The sequence below is a fragment of the Herbaspirillum sp. C9C3 genome (genome assembly GCF_013359625.1).
GTDB lineage: Bacteria > Pseudomonadota > Gammaproteobacteria > Burkholderiales > Burkholderiaceae_D > Herbaspirillum.
Genome location: NZ_JABFMQ010000001.1, coordinates 200,305 through 220,932, shown reverse-complemented (window position 1 = coordinate 220,932; position 20,628 = coordinate 200,305). Strand labels below are relative to the sequence as shown.

21 protein-coding genes are annotated in these 20,628 nt (G+C 60.2%); 14 read left to right on the top strand and 7 right to left on the bottom strand.

The features are described from left to right. Positions 1–20 precede the first annotated feature (20 nt). The 4 genes from HNO82_RS01075 to HNO82_RS01060 all read left to right on the top strand — a co-directional run bounded on the left by HNO82_RS01075 (position 21) and on the right by HNO82_RS01060 (position 4,971). Positions 21–1,076, top strand: coding sequence for a bifunctional UDP-4-keto-pentose/UDP-xylose synthase (locus HNO82_RS01075; RefSeq protein ID WP_008328236.1), 1,056 nt, complete (start codon positions 21–23; stop codon positions 1,074–1,076). 263 nt (positions 1,077–1,339) lie between these two features. Next, the gene (locus HNO82_RS01070) at positions 1,340–2,281 is read left to right on the top strand and encodes a polysaccharide deacetylase family protein (RefSeq protein WP_175342453.1); all 942 of its coding nucleotides are present in this window, start codon (positions 1,340–1,342) and stop codon (positions 2,279–2,281) included. A 50-nt stretch (positions 2,282–2,331) separates the two neighbouring features. Then, a complete protein-coding gene (locus HNO82_RS01065) occupies positions 2,332–2,808 on the top strand; it encodes a peroxiredoxin (protein ID WP_081486042.1) in 477 nt (158 codons plus the stop codon). Between the two features lie 495 nt (positions 2,809–3,303). Next, a complete protein-coding gene (locus HNO82_RS01060; protein ID WP_249776903.1) occupies positions 3,304–4,971 on the top strand; it encodes a PhoH family protein in 1,668 nt (555 codons plus the stop codon). Between the two features lie 93 nt (positions 4,972–5,064). On the opposite strand, the gene HNO82_RS01055 is transcribed toward HNO82_RS01060, so the two are convergent. From HNO82_RS01055 to rpsF, 7 genes are all read right to left on the bottom strand, one after another. Next, on the bottom strand, positions 5,065–6,072 hold the full coding sequence (locus HNO82_RS01055; RefSeq protein ID WP_034350240.1) for an inorganic phosphate transporter: 1,008 nt from the start codon (positions 6,070–6,072) through the stop codon (positions 5,065–5,067). A 70-nt stretch (positions 6,073–6,142) separates the two neighbouring features. Then, entirely contained in the window at positions 6,143–6,769 is a 627-nt protein-coding gene (locus HNO82_RS01050; RefSeq protein ID WP_008328231.1) for a DUF47 domain-containing protein, read from the bottom strand. Between the two features lie 200 nt (positions 6,770–6,969). Continuing rightward, complete coding sequence (locus HNO82_RS01045) at positions 6,970–8,415, bottom strand: replicative DNA helicase (RefSeq protein ID WP_008328230.1); 1,446 nt, start codon at positions 8,413–8,415, stop codon at positions 6,970–6,972. Positions 8,416–8,617: 202 nt separating this feature from the next. Next, positions 8,618–9,070 (bottom strand): 50S ribosomal protein L9, encoded by a 453-nt coding sequence (gene rplI / locus HNO82_RS01040; RefSeq protein ID WP_008328229.1) that lies wholly within the window; start codon positions 9,068–9,070, stop codon positions 8,618–8,620. A 26-nt stretch (positions 9,071–9,096) separates the two neighbouring features. Further along, positions 9,097–9,381, bottom strand: a complete 285-nt coding sequence (gene rpsR / locus HNO82_RS01035) for a 30S ribosomal protein S18 (RefSeq protein WP_006462643.1) — start codon at positions 9,379–9,381, stop codon at positions 9,097–9,099. A 54-nt stretch (positions 9,382–9,435) separates the two neighbouring features. Further along, a complete protein-coding gene (gene priB, locus HNO82_RS01030; RefSeq protein WP_008328228.1) occupies positions 9,436–9,735 on the bottom strand; it encodes a primosomal replication protein N in 300 nt (99 codons plus the stop codon). A 21-nt stretch (positions 9,736–9,756) separates the two neighbouring features. After that, entirely contained in the window at positions 9,757–10,122 is a 366-nt protein-coding gene (gene rpsF, locus HNO82_RS01025) for a 30S ribosomal protein S6 (protein WP_006462645.1), read from the bottom strand. A 328-nt stretch (positions 10,123–10,450) separates the two neighbouring features. On the opposite strand from rpsF, the gene lexA reads away from it, so the two are divergent. The 10 genes from lexA (at position 10,451) to HNO82_RS00975 (ending at position 20,578) form a co-directional block, all read left to right on the top strand. Next, entirely contained in the window at positions 10,451–11,110 is a 660-nt protein-coding gene (gene lexA, locus HNO82_RS01020) for a transcriptional repressor LexA (RefSeq protein ID WP_175342450.1), read from the top strand. A gap of 213 nt (positions 11,111–11,323) precedes the next feature. Beyond that, complete coding sequence (locus tag HNO82_RS01015) at positions 11,324–13,306, top strand: tetratricopeptide repeat protein (RefSeq protein ID WP_008328215.1); 1,983 nt, start codon at positions 11,324–11,326, stop codon at positions 13,304–13,306. 325 nt (positions 13,307–13,631) lie between these two features. Next, positions 13,632–14,720 carry a flagellin N-terminal helical domain-containing protein gene (locus tag HNO82_RS01010; protein ID WP_008328213.1) on the top strand — a complete coding sequence of 363 codons (1,089 nt, stop codon included), beginning with the start codon at positions 13,632–13,634 and terminating at the stop codon, positions 14,718–14,720. A gap of 78 nt (positions 14,721–14,798) precedes the next feature. After that, positions 14,799–15,158: a flagellar protein FlaG gene (locus HNO82_RS01005; protein WP_008328211.1), complete on the top strand. Its 360-nt coding sequence runs from the start codon at positions 14,799–14,801 to the stop codon at positions 15,156–15,158. A 228-nt stretch (positions 15,159–15,386) separates the two neighbouring features. Continuing rightward, positions 15,387–17,456, top strand: a complete 2,070-nt coding sequence (gene fliD, locus HNO82_RS01000) for a flagellar filament capping protein FliD (protein ID WP_175342449.1) — start codon at positions 15,387–15,389, stop codon at positions 17,454–17,456. 28 nt (positions 17,457–17,484) lie between these two features. Next, on the top strand, positions 17,485–17,943 hold the full coding sequence (gene fliS, locus HNO82_RS00995; protein ID WP_175342448.1) for a flagellar export chaperone FliS: 459 nt from the start codon (positions 17,485–17,487) through the stop codon (positions 17,941–17,943). 5 nt (positions 17,944–17,948) lie between these two features. Further along, a complete protein-coding gene (locus HNO82_RS00990) occupies positions 17,949–18,278 on the top strand; it encodes a flagellar protein FliT (RefSeq protein WP_175342608.1) in 330 nt (109 codons plus the stop codon). Between the two features lie 2 nt (positions 18,279–18,280). Continuing rightward, positions 18,281–19,468 carry a flagellar hook-length control protein FliK gene (gene fliK, locus HNO82_RS00985; protein ID WP_175342447.1) on the top strand — a complete coding sequence of 396 codons (1,188 nt, stop codon included), beginning with the start codon at positions 18,281–18,283 and terminating at the stop codon, positions 19,466–19,468. Further along, entirely contained in the window at positions 19,455–19,799 is a 345-nt protein-coding gene (locus HNO82_RS00980; protein WP_034350237.1) for an EscU/YscU/HrcU family type III secretion system export apparatus switch protein, read from the top strand. The genes fliK and HNO82_RS00980 overlap by 14 nt, the downstream gene beginning before the upstream one ends. A 23-nt stretch (positions 19,800–19,822) precedes the next feature. Beyond that, positions 19,823–20,578 carry a flagellar brake protein gene (locus HNO82_RS00975; protein ID WP_008328199.1) on the top strand — a complete coding sequence of 252 codons (756 nt, stop codon included), beginning with the start codon at positions 19,823–19,825 and terminating at the stop codon, positions 20,576–20,578. The last annotated feature ends 50 nt before the right edge of the window (positions 20,579–20,628 follow it).

The window sequence follows — 20,628 nt, the reverse complement described above, 5'->3', positions numbered from 1 at the left end:
ATTCACTAGCTCTCAACATTATGAAAAAAGTCCTCATTCTCGGCGTCAACGGCTTCATCGGCCATCACCTGTCCAAGCGCATCCTGGAAACCACGGACTGGCACGTCTATGGCATGGACATGATGACCGACCGCATCACCGACATTCTGGAAAACGAGGCCTACAAGTCGCGCATGCACTTCTTCGAGGGCGACATCACCATCAATCAGGAATGGGTGGAATATCACGTCAAGAAGTGCGACGTGATCCTGCCGCTGGTGGCCATCGCCACCCCGTCGACCTACGTGAATGCCCCGCTGCGCGTCTTCGAGCTGGACTTCGAAGCCAACCTGCCGATCGTGCGTTCGGCGGCCAAGTACAAGAAGCACCTGGTCTTCCCCTCGACCTCGGAAGTCTATGGCATGTGCCATGACGAGGAGTTCGATCCGGAAGAATCCGAACTGATCTGCGGCCCCATCAACAAGCCGCGCTGGATATACTCCTGCGCCAAGCAGCTGATGGACCGCGTGATCTGGGGCTATGGCATGGAATCGGGCCTGAACTTCACCCTGTTCCGTCCGTTCAACTGGATCGGCGCCGGCCTGGACTCGATCCACACCCCCAAGGAAGGTTCGTCGCGCGTGGTGACCCAGTTCTTCGGCCACATCGTCCGTGGCGAGAACATCTCCCTGGTCGACGGCGGCCAGCAGAAGCGCGCCTTCACCTACATCGATGACGGCATCGATGCCCTGATGAAGATCATCGCCAACGAAGGCGGCGTAGCCTCCGGCAAGATCTACAACATCGGCAACCCGACCAACAACTACTCCATCAAGGATCTGGCTGACATGATGTTGAAGCTGGCCGCCGAGTATCCTGAGTACGCCGAGACCGCCAAGCAGGTGCAACTGGTCGAGACCACCTCCGCTGCCTACTACGGCAAGGGTTACCAGGACGTGCAGAACCGCGTGCCCAAGATCACCAACACCTGCGAAGAACTGAACTGGGCGCCCAAGACCACCATGGCCGACACCCTGCGCAATATCTTCGACGCCTACCGCAGCCAGGTGGCTCAGGCTCGTGCGCTGATGGACTGATCGTCTGCTTGTCAGATGGACCAAGGCAAACCGCGCTTCGGCGCGGTTTTGCTTTTTTGCTCATTTCCCGGCCGGCTTGAATGCAGAACAGATCCCTTAGCTGACACTGCATTGCCCCTCAATGCTGCGCCGCTGCATATTGTTCTATCCCGCGCAGGATGCTAGTCTCGCAACTTGTCGTCCGTCACCGCAGACCAACGCCTGGCGCCACGCCCAGAACATGGCGGACCACCGCCGATTACCTTCTTTTCCGGTCCAGCGAATTGCCCAAACTCACTCTCAAGATCGACGCCGATACCTACCGCGGCACCCGCGTGGGCGTCCCCAACCTGATCAATCAGCTGCGTCGCCATGGTGCGGGCGCCACGTTCCTCTTTTCGCTGGGCCCAGACCATACCGGCTGGGCACTCAAACAGATCTTCCGCCCCGGTTTCTTCAGCAAGGTCTCGCGCACCTCGGTGGTGGAACACTACGGCCTGAAGACCCTGATGTACGGCACCCTGCTGCCGGCCCCCGATATCGGCAAGACCTGCGCGCAATTCATGCGCGCAGCCCGGGATGCCGGCTTCGAATGCGGCATCCATACCTGGGACCACCGCGTCTGGCAGGACGACGTGCGCACCGCCCCGGCCCAATGGACGGTCGAAACCATGCACCGTTCCCATGCCCGCTACCGCGAGATCTTCGGCCAGGCGCCGCGTACCCACGGTGCAGCCGGCTGGCAGATGAATGATCACGCCTTCGTCCAGCTGGACCAGTTCGGCATGGCCTATTCTTCGGACGGTCGCGCGCAGTTGCGCGAGGATGGCCGCCTGGCCGATGCCGATGCGGGCCCGCATCGCCTCTCGGCCTTCGGCAAACCGCTGTCCTGCGTGCAGTTGCCGACCACGCTGCCCACGCTGGACGAAATCCTGGGCCGCGAGATCGGCGGCAAGATGATCGATGCGGGCAATGCCGCTGAGTTTTTGCTTCAGTTGACCAAAGAACCACGTGATCACGTTTTCACCCTGCACGCGGAACTTGAAGGACAGAAACTCGGCCCCATTTTCGAACGACTGCTCACCGGCTGGCGTGCCCAAGGCTATGAACTGGTGTCCATGGGCGACTACTACCAGAGCATCAAGAATGATGTCCTGCCCATCCTGCCGATCGCCTGGGGCGAGTTGCCCGGCCGTTCAGGCGAGATGATCGTGCAGGCCATGTAATCCCGCCAGCCAACCCTCCACCAACAAGATTTCACCTACGGGGCGCCACTTTGACAGACCGACCATCCCTCCTGAACAAGACCGTGCCGGACTTCTCGGCCGCCATGACCAGTGGCAAGACCTTCAACCTGGCCGACTATCGCGGCAAGAACCTGGTCCTGTACTTCTATCCCAAGGACAACACCCCCGGCTGCACCACCGAGGGCATGCAGTTCCGCGACCTGCATCCCGAGTTCCAGGCCGCCAATACCGAAATCTTCGGCATCAGCCGCGACAGCCTGAAGTCCCACGAAAACTTCAAGGGCAAGCTGGGCATGCCCTTCGAGCTGATCTCCGATCCCGACGAAAGCCTGTGCACCATGTTCGATGTCATGAAGATGAAAAACATGTATGGCAAGCAGGTGCGCGGCGTGGAGCGCAGCACGTTTGTGATTGACGCCGCAGGCAAAGTGGTGAAAGAATGGCGTGGAGTGAAGGTTCCTGCACACGTGGATGAGGTGCTGTCCTTCATCAAAACCTTGGCCTGAATGAAGTTTCATACCTGAACAGGCGGTCCGGTTGCTGCATCGCAATAGCCCATCAGGCTGCTGCGTCCAGCCTCCGGCAGCAGACTTCGATTCAGGCCGCGGCGCCGGTACCTGGCAAGTGCCTGCGACGTGTTCCAACCATGCGGTCAAACGATACAAGCCATTGAATTCAAACAGAAAAACGTTTGCTGGAAGCCGTTTCAGGTTAAGGCCCGAGGCCTGCCGAAACGGCTTTTTTACTTTTTACTTTGCCACCCTCGCCGTCCAGGCCAATCAAGCCCTCGCCCATTGCCTGTCGGCATACCGTCCGGACCCGTCCGGCACGCTGCACGACAGGTGCAAGGATTTCATTGGCATGCCCGGCCCCGCAGCAAGATCCCTCCCTTTGCTGTCTGATGTATTGCTTCACCTGTTCGCTCTGACAAAGCGGTGTTTTCTTCATCCACTTCCGAGGTCCTGATGCCCCTGCCCAAAATGCCGAGCAAACCAGCTTCGATGCTGTCTCCCGAGGACTATCCCAAGGCCGATCGCAACAAGCCCGTCAAACCGAACATCACTCTCGTTGAAACCTCCGCTGCCGTAGTTGCACCACAAGAAGTTGCAGTTGCCGTTGCCGACGTCTCCGACACCAAGGTCGCTGCGCCCCGTGCGCGCATCACCGGCAAGACTGCCGCCGTGGCCGAGAAACCCAAGGTCGCTCCCAAGAGCACCGAAGTCCGTCCCAAGTCGCCCACCAGCCGCGTAGCCGACAAGCTGGGCAAGTCCAAGCTGTTCGTGCTGGATACCAACGTGCTGATGCACGATCCGACCTCGCTGTTCCGCTTCGAGGAACACGACATCTACCTGCCCATGGTCACGCTGGAAGAACTGGACAACCACAAGAAGGGCATGTCCGAAGTGGCCCGCAATGCGCGCCAGATTTCGCGTTCGCTGGATGCGCTGGTGTCGGATATTGCCGAAGATGCGATCGACCTGGGCATTCCCTTGTCCAAGCTGGGCAACAAGGATGCCAAGGGCCGTCTGTACTTCCAGACCAAGCTGCAGAACGCCGCCCTGCCCGAAGGCCTGCCCGAGGGCAAGGCCGACAACCAGATCCTGGGTGTGGTGCGCGCACTGGACCAGCAGTATCCGGAACGTCCGGTAGTGCTGGTCTCCAAGGACATCAACATGCGTCTGAAGGCGCGTGCCATCGGTCTGCCCGCCGAAGATTACTTCAATGACCATGTGCTGGAAGATACCGACCTGCTGTATTCGGGTATCCAGCAGTTGCCGGATGACTTCTGGAACAAGCACGGCAAGGGCATGGAGTCCTGGCAGGAAAGCCGTCACGGCAGCAGCTATACCTACTACCGTGTGACCGGCCCCTACGTGCCGTCGCTGCTGGTCAACCAGTTCGTCTTCATCGAACCCAAGAATGGCGAGCCGGCCTTCTACGGTCAGGTCAGCCAGATCAACGGCAAGACCGCCGTGTTGCAGACCCTGCGCGACTTTGGCCATGCCAAGAACAGTGTCTGGGGCATCACTGCGCGCAACCGCGAGCAGAACTTCGCGCTGAACCTGCTGATGAACCCGGAGTGTGATTTCGTCACCCTGCTGGGCCAGGCCGGTACCGGCAAGACCCTGCTGGCACTGGCCTCGGGCCTGGCGCAGGTGCTGGAGACCAAGCTCTACAACGAAATCATCGTCACCCGCGTGACCGTGCCGGTCGGTGAAGACATCGGTTTCCTGCCGGGCACGGAAGAAGAGAAGATGGGGCCCTGGATGGGCGCCTTCGATGACAACCTCGAAGTGCTCAACAAGTCCGATGGCGATGCCGGTGAATGGGGTCGCGCTGCAACCCAGGATCTGATCCGCTCGCGCATCAAGATCAAGTCGCTCAACTTCATGCGCGGCCGCACTTTCGTGAACAAGTTCTTGATCATCGACGAGGCCCAGAACCTGACGCCCAAGCAGATGAAGACCCTGGTCACGCGCGCCGGTCCCGGCACCAAGATCGTCTGCCTGGGCAACATTGCCCAGATCGACACGCCCTACCTGACCGAAGGCTCCAGCGGCCTGACCTATGTGGTCGACCGCTTCAAGGGCTGGGCGCACAGCGGGCATGTCACCCTGGCGCGGGGTGAACGCTCGCGCCTGGCCGATCACGCCAGCGACGTGTTGTAATCATTTTTCTTCAGCATCAATGCAAAAAGCCACGTGAAAACGTGGCTTTTTGCTTTTGCACGGCGCGGCGAGTGCCGCGCCAACGGGAACGACTTACAGCACGTGCACGCCGATCCACCACGCGATCGCCGCCACGAAGGCCGAGGCCGGGATGGTGAAGATCCACGCCCAGACGATGTTGCTGGCCACGCCCCAACGCACGGCCGACATCTTCTGTGCTGCCCCCACGCCGACGATGGCGCCGGTGATGGTGTGCGTGGTCGAGACCGGAATGCCCAGCGCCGTGGCGATGAACAGAGTGATCGCGCCACCGGTTTCGGCGCAGAAACCACCGACCGGCTTCAATTTGGTGATTTTCTGGCCCATGGTCTTGACGATGCGCCAGCCACCGAAGAGCGTACCCAGGCTGATGGCGCAGTAGCAGGCAATGATGACCCACATCGGCGGTGCATCCGGCGAGGAATAGCCGGAGGCGATCAGCAGCATCCAGATGATGCCGATGGTCTTCTGCGCATCATTGCCGCCGTGGCCCAGGCTGTACATGGAGGCCGACAGCAATTGCAGGCGCCGGAACCAGCCGTCGATCTTGCGCGGCGTGGAGCGGTAGAAGATCCACGATACCGCAAGCATCATCAGCGAGCCGAACACCAGGCCCAGCAAGGGAGACAGCACGATGAAGAGGATCGTCTTCAACAGACCCGCCGAGATCAGCGCCCCGGTACCGGCCTTGGCCACGGCCGCACCGACCAGGCCGCCGATCAGAGCATGCGAGGACGAGGACGGAATACCGTAGTACCAGGTCACCAGGTTCCAGAAGATGGCGCCGATGAGGGCACCGAAGATGACGTACTGGTCAACGATGGCTGGCTCGATGGTGCCCTTGCCCACCGAGGCCGCCACGTGCAGCTGGTGAAACACGAACACGGCGGCCAGATTGAAGAAGGCCGCCATGGCCACGGCGGTCTGCGGGCGCAGCACGCCGGTCGAGACCACGGTAGCGATCGCGTTGGCGGCATCGTGGAAACCGTTCATGAAATCGAACAGCAAGGCCAGGACGATCAACAACGCGAGAATATGTAAGCTGATTTGGATTGTTTGCATGGGGAAACCGTTGTGTGAAACCAGCGGCGTCCCCGTCGGAAATCGAGGGAATCGCCGCTACGCCGACAGATCAGGCGTTTTCGACGATGATGCCTTCGATGATGTTGGCCACGTCTTCGCAGCGGTCGGTGACGGTTTCCAGGATTTCGTAGATGGCCTTGAGCTTGATCAGGGTGCGTACATCAGGTTCATCGCGGAACAGCTTGGACATGGCCGCACGCATGACGTGGTCGGCATCGGATTCCAGGCGGTCGATTTCCTGGCAGATCGCCAGGATCTGGCGCGAATTGTCCATGTTCGACAGCAGGCCCACGGCCGCCTGCACCTTCTCGGCGCAGGACAGGCACAGCTCGGCCAGGCGCTTGGCCTCCGGCGTGATGGACTTGATGTCGTACAGCGAAATGGTCTGGGCAGCGTCTTCCAGCAGGTCCAGGATATCGTCCATGCGCGTGATCAGCTGGTGGATGTCATCACGGTCCAGCGGCGTGATGAAAGTCTTGTGCAGCAGTTCGATGGCATTGTGCGTGATCTTGTCGGCTTCCTTCTCGACGGCTTCAATGGCATGCACACGGATTTCGAGGTCATCGAAATTGGTCATCAGCGCTACCATTTCCTTCGCACACTTGACCGCCAGCTCTGCATGCTGATTGAAAAGGTCAAAGAATTTGCCTTCAGTCGGCATCAATCGTCCAAACATTTTTCTCTCTCATCAATGGTTAGCGCCCGGTTCAAGCGCCGTTTCGAACCGGCCTGCGGCTGCCCCCATGGAAGCCGGTATCCCGCCCTGCCGGTCCTGCACGAACGGCCTTGGGAGCCGTCCGCCTTGCATGCCACGGGCGCCCAAAGGCTGCCCGTGATCCTCCGGCGACGCACCTGACCGGCGCGTCGCCCATGGCCTCAGTCGCCGCCGTAAGGCTGCGCCAGATTGCCGATATAGTTGTCGTACTTGGTATACATCCCCAGGAAGGACAGGCGAATGCTGCCGATGGGGCCATTACGCTGCTTGCCGATGATGATTTCCGCCGTGCCCTTGTCGGGCGAGTCCGGATTGTAAACTTCATCGCGGTAAATGAACAAAATGACGTCCGCATCCTGCTCGATGGCACCCGATTCGCGCAAGTCGGACATCACGGGACGCTTGTTGGGACGTTGTTCCAGCGAGCGGTTCAGCTGCGACAGGGCGATCACCGGACAATTGAGTTCCTTGGCCAGGCCCTTCAGGCTACGCGAGATTTCCGAGATTTCGGAGGCGCGGTTTTCGGAAGAGCTGCCGCCGTTGCCGGACATGAGCTGCAGGTAGTCGATGATGATCAGGCCCAGCTTGCCGCATTGACGCGCCAGGCGGCGCGAACGTGCGCGCAATTCGATGGGCGACAGCGCCGGGGTTTCATCGATGTAGAACTGAGCATCGTTCATCTTCTGGATGGCGTGCGTCAGGCGCGGCCAGTCCTCGTCGAGCAGGCGGCCGGTACGCAGGCGGTGCTGATCCAGCCGACCGACCGAACCCAGCATACGCATGGCCAGCTGGGCCCCGCCCATTTCCATGGAAAACACGGCCACCGGCAGACCCGACTCGATGGCCACATGTTCGCCGATATTGATCGAGAAAGCGGTTTTACCCATGGAAGGACGACCCGCGACGATAATCAGGTCACCCGGCTGCAGGCCGGAAGTCATCTTGTCCAGGTCCATGAAGCCGGTGGGTACGCCGGTGATGTCGCTGGAGCTGTCGCGGTTGTAGAGTTCGTCGATGCGTTCGACCACCTGCGTCAACAGCGGCTGGATTTCCATGAAACCCTGGGAGCCACGCGAACCTTCTTCGGCAATGGCGAAGATCTTGGATTCGGCCTCGTCCAGCATGGACTTCACATCCTTGCCCTGCGGATTGAAGGCGTTACCGGAAATTTCGTCGGCCACCGTGATGAGCTTGCGCAGGATACCGCGATCACGGACGATCTCGGCATAGCGGCGGATGTTGGCAGCAGAAGGGGTGTTTTGCGCCAGCGCATTCAGATACACCAGGCCACCCACCTCTTCGGCCTTGCCGCTGGTGGACATGGCTTCATAGACGGTGATGACGTCAGCCGGCTTGGTGCTGTTGATGAGCTTGACGATGTGCTCGAAGATGATGCGATGGTCGTAGCGATAGAAGTCGTCAGCGCTGACGAAATCGGCAATGCGGTCCCAGGCTGCGTTGTCCAGCAGCAGGCCGCCCAGCACCGACTGCTCGGCCTCGATGGAGTGTGGCGGCACGCGGAGCGCATCGATCTGGGGATCGGAGGACTCCTTCTGGCCACGGAAAAATTCTGGATTGCCGCGGGACGATTCTTTCATGGCGCGCATTATAACCTGCTGATGTGAAGCCGTAGGTCAGGCCGAACGTTTTTGCACGACCTGCCACTTCATATGAACGAATGCCATATGAAGCCCCCGACATCCCGGCGGATCGCGACGACCGCCAGCGGGACGCCGGAGGCAAAGACAATAAAAAAGCCAGGCGAACCCGGCTTTTCCATTGCAAAACGAATTGCAGCAAACAGGCGTATTACGCTTGCTCGCCCTTGACTGCGATGGTGACGTCGACCACCACGTCGGTGTGCAGAGCCACCGACACCGGGTGTTCGCCAACGATCTTCAGCGGGCCGTTGGGCAGACGCACTTGCGACTTTTCGACGGCGAAGCCCTTCTTGCCCAGCGCTTCAGCGATGTCGAAGTTGGTCACGGAACCGAACAGACGACCGTCAACACCGGCCTTCTGAGCGACTTCCACGGTGGCGCCAGCCAGCTTTTCGCCTTGGGCTTGAGCGGCGGCCAGCTTCTCGGCAGCGGCCTTTTCCAGCTCGGCGCGCTTGGCTTCGAATTCAGCGATGGCTGCATCGGTAGCGCGGCGGGCCTTGCGTTGCGGGATCAGGAAGTTGCGTGCGAAACCGTCCTTGACGCGCACGACATCACCCAGACCGCCGAGATTCACGATTTTTTCCAACAGAATGACTTGCATGTTTTTCTCCTATTTCTCGACGCTGATTAGGCGTTGTGCAGATCGGTGTACGGCAGCAGGGCCAGGTAACGCGCGCGCTTGATGGCGGTGTCAACTTGACGCTGGTAGTGGGCCTTGGTACCGGTCAGGCGTGCCGGCATGATCTTGCCGTTTTCCTGGACGAAGTCCTTCAGGGTGTCCACGTCCTTGTAATCGACCTGTTCAACGCCAGCGGCGGTGAAACGGCAGAATTTCTTGCGCTTGAACAGCGGGTTTTGCTGTTGACGCTTGTTTTTCAGCTTGCTTTTATCGAACTTTTTACCGAATGCCATGGTTGGCTCCTGTATCTAAAAATTGGGTAAGGTCTGTTTGGCTACCTTGCGTCTTCAATCCGACGCGACCGGGCCAAAATCAACGATATGAAACACGACACTCTTGCTGTTGCGATTCCTGCGGGCCAGAAAGCCGGTGAACCGGAAGACTTCCCCCAGTGCCGCCTTGTTGAGGGCACCGGAGATTTCCCCTGCTGCCAGCGCTGCGATCTCGAATTCGACCTGACGCTGCATGCCAGCTTCCATCTGTTCCGACTGATGCTGCAACCTGGCAGTGACAATCGGGATACCGGCCGGCGTGTAACGTAAAACATCACGTTCTGCCAGGCTGGCGATGACTTGAAACTGGTTCACTCTCCGCGATGTTCGCAGCGCTTAAGCTGCCGGTGCTTCGGTACGGCTCTTGGCCGCGTCTTCCTTCTGCACTGCCTTCAGGATGGGGGAAGGACCGGTTTCGGCCTTCTTCATCTTGACGGTCAGGTGGCGCAGGACGGCGTCGTTGAACTTGAAGCCGGTTTCGATTTCAGCCAGCGTTTCGCTGTCGACTTCGATGTTCAGGCAGACGTAGTGAGCCTTGGCCAGCTTCTGGATCTGGTAGGCCAGTTGACGACGGCCCCAATCTTCGACACGGTGGACCTTGCCGCCGCGGGTGGTGACGATGCCCTTGTAACGCTCGATCATCGCCGGCACTTGCTCGCTTTGGTCCGGGTGGACGATAAATACGATTTCATAATGACGCATGTAGACTCCTTATGGACTTATTGAAGACGCCCACCCCGGCGTCAAGACGGGTGTGGGAAGAGGAAAACCCGAGATCATACTAGCTTTCGCCCACCAGGGCAATGTCGGAGCCCACAAACGCCGCCCCGGCGGTGAGATCGAGCGGTCAGCGCGCCACACTTTCCGACTTGGCGGCATCAAATCTCATGTGTCTGCCTATATATATGCAGGAGAAAGATTGCCTTTTCCGCCTCGCAAAGTGCATGTTGCCGTTGACACAAGGATTGTACCTGTATAAAAATACAGACTGTTCATCCAGACAGCCTTCCCTCCGAGAAAGGCCACCCCCATGCTCAAACTGACTGCGCGCCAGGAACAGATCCTGAACCTGATCAAGAACGCCATCGAGAACACCGGCTTCCCTCCCACGCGCGCAGAGATCGCCGCCGAATTGGGCTTTCGCTCCGCCAATGCGGCCGAAGAGCATCTGCAGGCCCTGGCCCGCAAGGGGGCCATCGAGATTTCTCCCGGCACCTCGCGCGGCATCCGCCTGCGCGAGTCCTGCGCGCTCCCAGGATCCGTGGCAGCACGACAAATGGCCCTGCCCCATCCGGCGCTGATGCAGCTGAGCCTGCCACTGATCGGACGGGTGGCGGCGGGTTCGCCCATCCTCGCCCAGGAACATGTGGAAAAGACCTACCAGGTCGACCCGGCCATGTTCCCGGCCAAGCCGGATTACCTGCTCAAGGTGCGCGGCATGTCCATGCGCGACGCCGGCATCCTCGACGGCGATCTGCTGGCAGTGCGCCGCGCCGATCAGGCGCGCAACGGCCAGATCGTGGTGGCCCGCCTGGCCGATGAAGTCACGGTCAAGCGCTATCAGAAGACCGGCAGCGTCATCACCCTCTTCCCCGAGAATCCGGAATTCGAACCCATCATCGTCAAGCCGGAAGAAGACCAGTTCGCCCTCGAAGGACTGGCCGTCGGATTGCTGCGCAGCTGGAACTGATCCCCGGGGCAGCCCACCGCCCCGCACCAGGCGAGCAGGCCGCAAGCCGCTCCAGCAGGCTGCGCGCCGTCTCTTGCTGCATCAACCTCCGCCTAAAACGGAGGTTTTTTGCTTTCTATTCAGCTCTTCGCAAGTGACGGGTTGCGCATATCATGCCTGCTGGATAGCTATGTCCGGCGCCAGCGATGCGCCCAACCAAGAGGACCCCTTTCGATGTCGACGCGCAAGAGCAGCAACAAGCACGGCAAACCCGTTCCGGCCCCGGCCGCCGCCAAGGCCAACCTGCAGGATCTGCTGGATGTCCGCAAGAGTCTCGATCTGCTGGACAGTCGCCAGACCGAACAAGCCAAGGCCATCTGCGTGGCCGTTCTCAAACGCGACCCGGAACTGGTTTTCGCCAATCACGCGCGCGGCCTGATCGCCACCCAGGAGGGACTGCACCCGGAGGCTGAGCACTATTTGCGCAAGGCCTTTGCGGCCGATCCCGCCAATGCCGAATACCTCAGCAACCTGGCCGCCGCCGTGCTGGCACAGGACCGGGTGGACGAGGCCATCAAGCTGTACGAGCAGGCCATTTCGCTAGACCGGGAAAACCGGGCAGCACGCATCGGCCTGGCCAATGCGCTGCACGAAAAGAATGACCCGGAAGCCTCCATTGCCTACTTCGAGGACGCAGTCAAACGGGAGCCGGATGCTCCCGGCCCCCTGTCCCACCTCGGTCGCGCCCTGGTCGAGGCCAAACGCTACCAGGAGGCGGTGGCCACGATTCTCAAATCGCTGGAACTGGACATCAGTTTCGCACCCGGACATACCGCCTTGGGCGAGGCGTTTTACGGCATGGAGATGTACAAGGAAGCACTGGAATCGCTCAAGACGGCCATCCTGCTCGACCCTCAAGACACCTATGCCCAGATCAAGATCGCCGATGCCTATCTGAAACTGGAGAAAATCAGCGAAGCGCACGAGCACCTGCAACGCATCATCGAGATTGCCCCCAGGGATCCCAACAGCTACATCCGCCTTGCTTCCAGCCTCTTTGCGACCCAGGACCGCTTCGAGGATGCCATGCAGCTCTTCAACAAGGCCCTCGAACTGGATCCCAGGCAGGCGCTGACTTACAACAACATGGGCGCAGTCCTGCATGATCACGGCGACACCCATGAGGCCGTAGCCAACTTCCGCAAGGCATTGACGCTGCGCCCCAACTATCCGACGGCGCAACACAACCTGGCCTTGAGCCTGTTGCTGCACGGCGAACTTAAGGAAGGCTGGGCCTGCCACGAAAGCCGTCTGGTCACGCGCGAGCGCGCCCATGTCTACAAGTTGATCCACAAGCTCTTCGGCATCATCCCGAAATGGGATGGAAAGTCCTCGCTGGCCGGGAAGTACATCCTCCTGATGCACGAGCAAGGCTTCGGCGACAGCATCCAGTTCCTCCGTTATGTCCGGCTGCTGGTCGCACAGGGCGCGCGGGTGGCGCTGCACGTCAAGAATCCTCTGTACCGGCTGTTCCAGTCCTTCACACCGGAAATCACGCTCATCCGCGAAAGCGATCCGCTGCCACCCTGCGACTGCGCCTATGTGCTCATGAGCCTGCCCTACGCACTGGGAACCGATACGGTGGAAGACATCCCGGCATTCCCGAGCTATCTGGCAGCCGATCCGGCCCTGGTCGAGGTCTGGCGCGAGCGCATCGCCGCCATGGGCGGCGCGGCACCAGGCAAGCTGCGTGTGGGCGTAGTCTGGGCCGGCAATCCGGAACACGGCAACGACCGCCATCGCTCCATCAGCCTGAACAAATTTGCCAGATTGTTCAGCCTGCCAAACATCGAGTTCTACTCTTTACAGAAAGGCAAGCCCACCGAAGGGCTGCGCACCCTGCCGCCAGACCAGAAGGTTCACAACCTGGGCGATCTGTGCACGGACTTCGCCGATACCGCCGCAGCCATCCACAATATGGACCTGATGATCAGCGTCGACACCTCCGTGGTTCACCTGGCCGGTGCCCTGGGCCATCCGACCTGGGCCCTGGTGCCACATGTACCGGATTGGCGCTGGCTCCAGAATCGCGACGACTCCCCTTGGTATCCGAGCATGCGCCTGTTCCGCCAGCCCGCCATCAGTGACTGGGACTCGGTCCTGACCCGGCTTGCCGACGAATTGGTCATCTTGCAACAGAAAAAAATGCAGGGATAAGACGCCCCTCTCCAGAGACCGCCCCGCTTTGTGCGCAGCACCAGCGGGGCTTTTTGTCAGCGGCGGACAAAATTTCTCAGTTTCAACAAAAAATCGCTAAAGTTTTCTGAAGTGCCGTCGAAAAACATGTGCTTGGAGTTTCAAAGCACGTAGTTTTAGGTCGGAAAGCCTTGAAAAAGATTTTTTTGCAGCAAACCCTAAACTTTTTCCAAGACTGCCCGATAAAGCAATCAACAGCGGTTGAAACGCCTGGGGCTCATGGGTAGAAGACCAAAGTTAAGCACTGAAACTCGGATCATCGGTCTCAAATCTTAGGAGAATTAACATGGCAGCAGTCATTAATACCAACATTGCGTCGCTCAACACCCAGCGCAATCTGAATTCGTCGCAAGCGTCGCTGAACACCTCGATCCAACGTCTGTCGTCGGGCCTGCGCGTCAACAGCGCCAAGGACGACGCCGCCGGTCTGGCCATTGCCGACCGCATGAACGCCCAGATCAAGGGCCTGGCAGTTGCACAGCGTAACGCCAACGACGGCATCTCGATGGCGCAGACCGCTGAAGGCGCTCTGTCGACCGTCGGCGACAACCTGCAACGTATGCGTGAGTTGGCTGTGCAGGCTGCCAACGGCACCAACAGCGCACAAGACCGCAAGACCCTCAACGACGAATACACCCAGCTGTCGCAGGAAGTGTTCCGCGTTCTGAACGGCACCAGCTTCAACGGCCAGAACCTGTTCACCGGTGTCGGTCAAGGTGCTTCGGCTGGCGTGGGCTCTTCGTCGGCCAACGTCAAGGCTTCGCTGACCCTGTCCTTCCAGGTCGGCGCCAACGTGTCGGACAACAAGCTCAACGACCAGATCACCATCACTCTGGATGACCTGTCCAACAACGGCACCATGGCCGACGTCATCGGCACCAGCGCCAAGGGTCTGATCGGTCTGGGCGACACCTCCGGCGTGAGCGCTGCTCAAACCACCTACACCTCGGCCAAGGCTGCCCTGGACAACCTGTTCGCCACCGGCTCCTCGCTGTCGGCCAGCGCCCTGGCTGCTTCGGCTGTGACCCTGCAGAAGGCCGTGGACAGCGCCAAGCTGTCCCTGGACAAGGCAGTGGCTGCTCCGTCGGCACAGAGCGATGCCCAGAAGGCGATCAAGAACCTGGACAAGGCCATCAGCCTGATCTCCTCCAAGCGTGCAGAGTTCGGTGCAGTGCAGAACCGCTTCAGCGCCGTCATCAGCAACCTGCAAGTGTCGAGCGAGAACATCACCTCGTCGCGCAGCCGTATCATGGATACCGACTACGCGCAGGAAACCGCGAACCTGACCCGTGCGCAGATCCTGCAACAAGCTGGTACCGCCATGCTGTCGCAGGCGAACTCGGCACCCCAGCAAGTGCTGTCGCTGTTGAAATAAGCCTGATAGCTAGGTAGGATGACGTGCGGGGGATAGACCTTATTCTCCGCACGTTCCTTTAAGGAAGGGAGTAGTACCATGTCGATTGCCCCACTTAACATCACTGCTGCTGGCGACTCCGGTACTGCATATGCAGCACCGAAGGCTGCCGACAAGCCCAATCCCGTGGTATCGACGGTCGCACCGGCGGCCACTCCGGAAGCCCGCCGCGCAACCGAAAGCGAAGTCAATGATGCCGTCGGCAAACTCAACGATTTTGCCGCCGCCAATGCCGCCGCCTTGAATTTCTCCAAGGACCAGGATACCGGCAAGACCATCATCAAGGTCGTTGATACTGCCACTGACACCGTGATTCGCCAGATTCCCAGCGAAGAAGCGATTGCCATCGCAAAGTCCATCGACAAGATGCAAGGCCTGTTGATCAAGGACAAGGCTTGAGTGTCAGCTCGAGTCTGGTACGAACTGCAGTGGCTCGAATAACCGCATGCGTCAATGCTCGTTCATTGCGCATGTCGGGTTCGACTACTCTAGTTCATAACGGATTCAGATAGTCATCCCGCACAGCGTCCCTCTTTCCCCGACGCCGTACTCGAGAGCCCGTCTCCTCTTGACCGCGCTGGAAACTGCACAGCGCTGTGCTTCACGCAAAGTATCAGGAGTTGAACCGTGGCGACTTCCACCGGCACCATTTCCACATCGGCAGGCCCGCTTGATGTAGCCACTCTCGTAAGCCAGCTGGTTTCGGCCGAGAGTCAATCGCAACTGACCCCGCTGACCACCCAGGCGAGCAGCTACAACACGCTCATCTCCGCGTATGGAAGCCTCAAGAGTGCATTGTCGAGCTACCAGTCGGCGATCAAGTCGCTCACGTCGGCCAGCTTCAGTTCGCAGAAAAGCACAGTCAACAACGCCGGTACCGGGTCCACTCTGACCACCGATCCGTTCACCGCCGATATCAACGGCGACGACTCCACCAAGATCCTGGCGCAGAAGATCCAGTCGGCCGGCGTGAGCAGCGGCACCACCTACAATGCCGGGGATTCGATTGCGATCAAGATCGGCACGGGTTCACCGACCTTCATCACTCTCAAGGCCAACGCCACCCTGGCCGGCGTACGCGACGCGATCAATGCCGCCAAGGCTGGCGTGACCGCCTCCGTCGTCACCGATGGCAGCGGCGATCACCTGGTGCTGGAGTCCAACACCGGCGGCACGGCCAACACCATCAAGGTGAGCGCCAACAACAGCCTGTCCGCCTTCGCTTACGACCCGTCCAGCTCGACACCGAGCACCATGACCCAGACCCAGGCGCCGCGTGACGCCACCAAGGCGGCCTCGGGCACTTATTCGGTCAGCGTGTCGCAGCTGGCGCAAACTCAAAAGCTGAGTTCGGCCAGCATCGCCCCCGGCACCACCTTCGACAGTGGCATCCTGGCCATCAAGACCGGCACCGGCTCGACTACCATCATCCAGCCTGCCACCAATAGCCTGACCGGCGTGCGTGATGCCATCAACAGCAGCGATGCCGGCGTGAACGCCACCATTGTCAGCGACGGTACCAACGACCACCTGGTCATCACGGCCAAGGACAGCGGTGCGGCCAACACCATCAAGATCACCGGCACCGGCAATTATTCGGTGTTCAGCTCGGACCCCAGCGGCACGGTGATCTCACCCAACGTCAGCACCAGCCAGACCTACAGTTCCGGCACGCTGAACCTGAAGGTGGGCGACACCACCGTGGCCATCAACCCCACTGCCAACGGCAGCGGCAACATCGACCTGAACCAGGTCATGAGCGCCATCAACAGCGCCAGCGCGGGCGTGACCGCCTCCATCAGCAACGATGGCAGCAACGACCACCTGGTGCTCACACCCACCGGCAGCAGCGCGACGGCGGCTGTTTCACTGACCGGGACCGGTGATTATTCCGGGCTGACCATGAGCGGCATGGGCCAATTGCTCAAGGCACAGGATGCCAAGCTGTCCATCGACGGCGTGACCGTGACCAGCACCAGCAACAAGGTCGAAAACGTCATTTCGGGCGTGACGCTGAACCTGTCCAAGGTCACCACCTCGTCCGACAGCTTCACGCTCAACATCAGCAACGACACCTCCGGCATCACCACGGCGGCCAACAGTTTCGTATCGGCCTACAACACCCTGGCCAAGGCCGTGGCCAGCATGACCTCGCAGACACCCTCGACCACCCTGGGCGAGGCCAATACGTCTGCACCGCTGGCCAGCGAGTCGTCGGTGCAGACCATCATGAGCCAGCTGCGCAACACCCTGTTCTCCAGTGTGGATGGCGGCAACGGCATCAGCACCCTCTCCGACATCGGCATCGCCTTCCAGAAGGACGGCACCCTGGCACTGGATGCCACCAAGCTGTCGACGGCGACCACCAACAACTTCGCGGGCATTGCCAATCTGTTCACTGCCACTGATCCGGATACGACCAACACCACATCGTCCAAAAATGGTATCGTCACCAAATTGCAGACGTTGATGACCAATCTGCTCAGCGATACCGGCATCATTGCCTCCAAGACCAACGGACTGCAAGCCAGTCTGAAGATCAACCAGGATCGCCAGACCACGGTGCAGACCCGTCTGTCGAACCTCAAAGACGACTATACCAATCAGTTCAACCGCCTCAACGTCACGCTGGCCAGCATGCAGTCCACACAGAGCTACCTGACCCAGCAATTGGCCAGCCTGGCCAAGAGCAGTTGAAGTGACACCGCGAACATAGGAGAACGTCATGTTCGGAACCATGAAACGCGGGGCCAACGCCTACGCAAATATCGGCGTGGAAACCGGGGTGGTTGCGGCCAGTCCGCACAAGCTCATCACCATGCTCTTCGACGGCGCACTGGTGGCCATCGCACTGGGCAGGAAGTCCATGGGCGAGGGCAACATCAAGGACAAGGGCGAATCCATCACCAAGGCCATCCTGATCATCGACAACGGCCTGCGCGCCAGCCTGAACAAGGAAGTCGGCGGCGAACTGGCGCTCAATCTCGATTCGCTCTATGAATACATGAGCCGCCGCCTGTTCGAGGCCAACGCGACCAACAACCCGGCCATCCTCGACGAGATCCACGGACTGCTTGAGGATATCCGTTCCGCGTGGGAACAGATCGGTCCGAATGCAGCGCAGCCCGCTGCGCCGATGGCCATGGTGCAAGACGTCCCTCTCTCCAGCTTTGCAAAGGCATGACTGACATGAACGGTGACGACGTCATCGCGCTCTACGAGTCCATCTCGAAGCTGACCAACGAGATGCTGTCGGCCGCCCGTGCCGGTGACTGGGACTTGCTGGCCGCACTCGAAGCCCAGTGCGGCAAGCACATCGCCAGCCTGCGCGACAGCGAGGAACATGTCGCCCTGCCCGAGCCGCTGCGCCATCGCAAGGTCGACATCATCAAGAAGATCCTCGAAGACGACCGCGACATCCGCAACCTCACCGAACCGGGATTGCGCAAACTGTCGGCAATGATCCAGAGCAACCAGACCGAACAGAAGCTCCTCAATACCTACGGCATGGGTAGTTGACCATGTTGCCGCGGGCCGATATTGCCAGCGCCGTCCAGCCCGTCAATCCTGTCGAAGCGGCGACCGCCGTCGTTTCGGTTGCCGATGCGCGCCAGGAAGCCTTCAGTCGCCTGGCCCAGATTGCAGTGGGCCAGCAGATGTCGGGCCGCATCCTCTCCAATTTCAACGACGGCACCTTCCTGGTGCGCATCGCCAATACGGCCGCGCGCATGGTGCTGCCCAACAGCGCCAAGGTAGGCGATACCCTGACCCTGACGCTGGTCTCGAAGGATCCCCGCCCGACTTTCTCGGTCAACGAAGGCAGCATCCACCCTGACGAGGAAAGCGCCTCCGTAGCCTTGAGCAGTGCCGGGCGCGCGATGCAGAAGGACCTGAAGTCGCTGCAGTTCGTTACCCGCGACGAAAGCGGTGCGGGACAGATCGCGCAGAACGAGGATATCGCTGCCGATGCCCAGGCCAAGGGCCCACGCCAGGGGCAATCGGGCGCTCCCGCCAGTACCACCACCACGCTCAGCCATGCCGGCCGCCTGATCGACACGCTGTTGCACGCATCCCAACAGGGCGACGTGGCCGATCACATCAATGCGGCCACCCCCTTGCTGCCCAAGGCCGGGGTCGCCCCCGAACAGATGGCCGCAGCCTTGAAGGATGCCATTGCCAACAGCGGCGTCTTCTACGAGTCGCACGTGGCCGCCTGGGCCGCCGGCCAGCGTCCGGCCGCAGACCTGATGAAGGAACCGCAAGCCCAGGTCGCTGCGCGACAGGGTGGCGACATCAATCTGCTCAGCGACAGCGATCCCTCCCAGAATCAGCTGGGACAAATCATCAACCTCCAGCTCAACGCCCTGGAACAGCAGCGCGTGGTCTGGCACGGCGAAGTCTGGCCCGGCCAGAAGATGGAATGGGAAATCAATCAGGAACAGGGCCAGAACAGCCGCGAACAAGCCGGCGCCGAGGACGAGAACACGCCCACCTGGCATAGCGTGGTGCGCTTCAACTTTGCCCACCTGGGCAGCGTCTCGGCCTCGATCCGGTTGATTGGTCAGCAGATCCACGTACAGCTGAAAGCCGACAACGAAGCCGCCGCCGCTGCCCTGCGCGGCAACAGCGCGCTGTTTTCCGGTGCCATGGCGGCTGCCGGCACCTCCCTGGACTCACTGATTGTCAAGCAAGCCGATGGAGAAACCTAATATCCCCCTGCAAAACGCCGTGGCCCTGGCCTACAACGCCAGCCAGGCAGCCCCGCAGGTGGTGGCCAAGGGCCGCGGCCTGGTGGCCGAAGCCATCATTGCGCGGGCGCGCGATGCGGGCGTCTATGTCCATGAATCCAAGGAGCTGGTCTCACTGCTGATGCAGGTCGAACTGGACCAGCAGATCCCCCCTGCCCTGTACCGCACCGTGGCGGAATTGCTGGCCTGGCTATATCGTATTGAAAATATGCAATTAAGCGGGTCAGTGATGTATGATACGGGGTTAAATTATTCCAACAAATCCTCAGGGGAAAGCGATCCCACTCGCTGAATTCAGACGTACAAGACGCACAGATGGCTAACCACGACGAGATCGACGACGACAGCCCATACCGGGTTCATTCACGGAGGGAGATCATTGCCCTGCTGACCAGCATGATGGAGAAGAACCAGCTCCTGAGCCTGCTGATCAAGGGCGGATCCGAGTCCGTGATCACTTCCATTCTGGAAGTCGATGACGATGACGACTCGCTCATCATCGACGCCGCCCCCAGCGCCATGCTCAACGAGAGCATCGTGTCGAGCAAGCGCATCAATTTCGAGGCGCTCTACAACAGCATCCGCATTACCTTTGCCGTCGACGGCGCACGCCAGGTCGAATACCAGAGCCGCCCGGCGTTGCGGGTCGATATCCCCGAAAGCCTGGTGCGCCTGCAGCGCCGCGAGTATTTCCGCATCCCCACGCCGATCGCCAAGCCGCTGCGCTGCACTTTCCGCATCACCCAGCCGGATGGCTCCTTCATCACGGTCGTTACGCTGCTCAACAATATCAGCGCCGGCGGCGTGGGCATCACCGACGAAAAGAAGCTGCTCCCCACCACTCCGGGCGTGACCTACGAAGATTGCCAGCTGGAGCTGGGTGACAACACCCTGGTATCGGTCAAGCTGCAGGTGCGCGACTGCAAGGAATTCAAGATGACCAATGGCAAGGTGGTCAATCGCTTCGGTCTGCAGTTCATCGACATCCCGCGTACGGTACTGGCCGCGATCCAGCGCTTCATCACCAAGCTTGAACGCGAACAGAACGCCAAGGCCTCAGGCATGATGTAAGCCGGTGCGCCCCGCCGGGCGCGCCAATGACAAAACACCCCAGCAACCGA

What these genes read in the sequence shown, in the direction of transcription:
- HNO82_RS01075 (WP_008328236.1), top strand. Translation starts at nt 21, where the DNA reads ATGAAAAAAGTCCTCATTCTCGGCGTCAACGGCTTCATCGGCCATCAC.
- HNO82_RS01060 (WP_249776903.1), top strand. Translation starts at nt 3,304, where the DNA reads ATGCTGTCTCCCGAGGACTATCCCAAGGCCGATCGCAACAAGCCCGTC.
- HNO82_RS01055 (WP_034350240.1), bottom strand. Translation starts at nt 6,072, where the DNA reads ATGCAAACAATCCAAATCAGCTTACATATTCTCGCGTTGTTGATCGTC.
- HNO82_RS01050 (WP_008328231.1), bottom strand. Translation starts at nt 6,769, where the DNA reads ATGTTTGGACGATTGATGCCGACTGAAGGCAAATTCTTTGACCTTTTC.
- HNO82_RS01045 (WP_008328230.1), bottom strand. Translation starts at nt 8,415, where the DNA reads ATGCGCGCCATGAAAGAATCGTCCCGCGGCAATCCAGAATTTTTCCGT.
- rplI (WP_008328229.1), bottom strand. Translation starts at nt 9,070, where the DNA reads ATGCAAGTCATTCTGTTGGAAAAAATCGTGAATCTCGGCGGTCTGGGT.
- rpsR (WP_006462643.1), bottom strand. Translation starts at nt 9,381, where the DNA reads ATGGCATTCGGTAAAAAGTTCGATAAAAGCAAGCTGAAAAACAAGCGT.
- rpsF (WP_006462645.1), bottom strand. Translation starts at nt 10,122, where the DNA reads ATGCGTCATTATGAAATCGTATTTATCGTCCACCCGGACCAAAGCGAG.
- lexA (WP_175342450.1), top strand. Translation starts at nt 10,451, where the DNA reads ATGCTCAAACTGACTGCGCGCCAGGAACAGATCCTGAACCTGATCAAG.
- HNO82_RS01015 (WP_008328215.1), top strand. Translation starts at nt 11,324, where the DNA reads ATGTCGACGCGCAAGAGCAGCAACAAGCACGGCAAACCCGTTCCGGCC.
- HNO82_RS01010 (WP_008328213.1), top strand. Translation starts at nt 13,632, where the DNA reads ATGGCAGCAGTCATTAATACCAACATTGCGTCGCTCAACACCCAGCGC.
- HNO82_RS01005 (WP_008328211.1), top strand. Translation starts at nt 14,799, where the DNA reads ATGTCGATTGCCCCACTTAACATCACTGCTGCTGGCGACTCCGGTACT.
- fliS (WP_175342448.1), top strand. Translation starts at nt 17,485, where the DNA reads ATGTTCGGAACCATGAAACGCGGGGCCAACGCCTACGCAAATATCGGC.
- HNO82_RS00990 (WP_175342608.1), top strand. Translation starts at nt 17,949, where the DNA reads ATGAACGGTGACGACGTCATCGCGCTCTACGAGTCCATCTCGAAGCTG.
- fliK (WP_175342447.1), top strand. Translation starts at nt 18,281, where the DNA reads ATGTTGCCGCGGGCCGATATTGCCAGCGCCGTCCAGCCCGTCAATCCT.
- HNO82_RS00980 (WP_034350237.1), top strand. Translation starts at nt 19,455, where the DNA reads ATGGAGAAACCTAATATCCCCCTGCAAAACGCCGTGGCCCTGGCCTAC.
- HNO82_RS00975 (WP_008328199.1), top strand. Translation starts at nt 19,823, where the DNA reads ATGGCTAACCACGACGAGATCGACGACGACAGCCCATACCGGGTTCAT.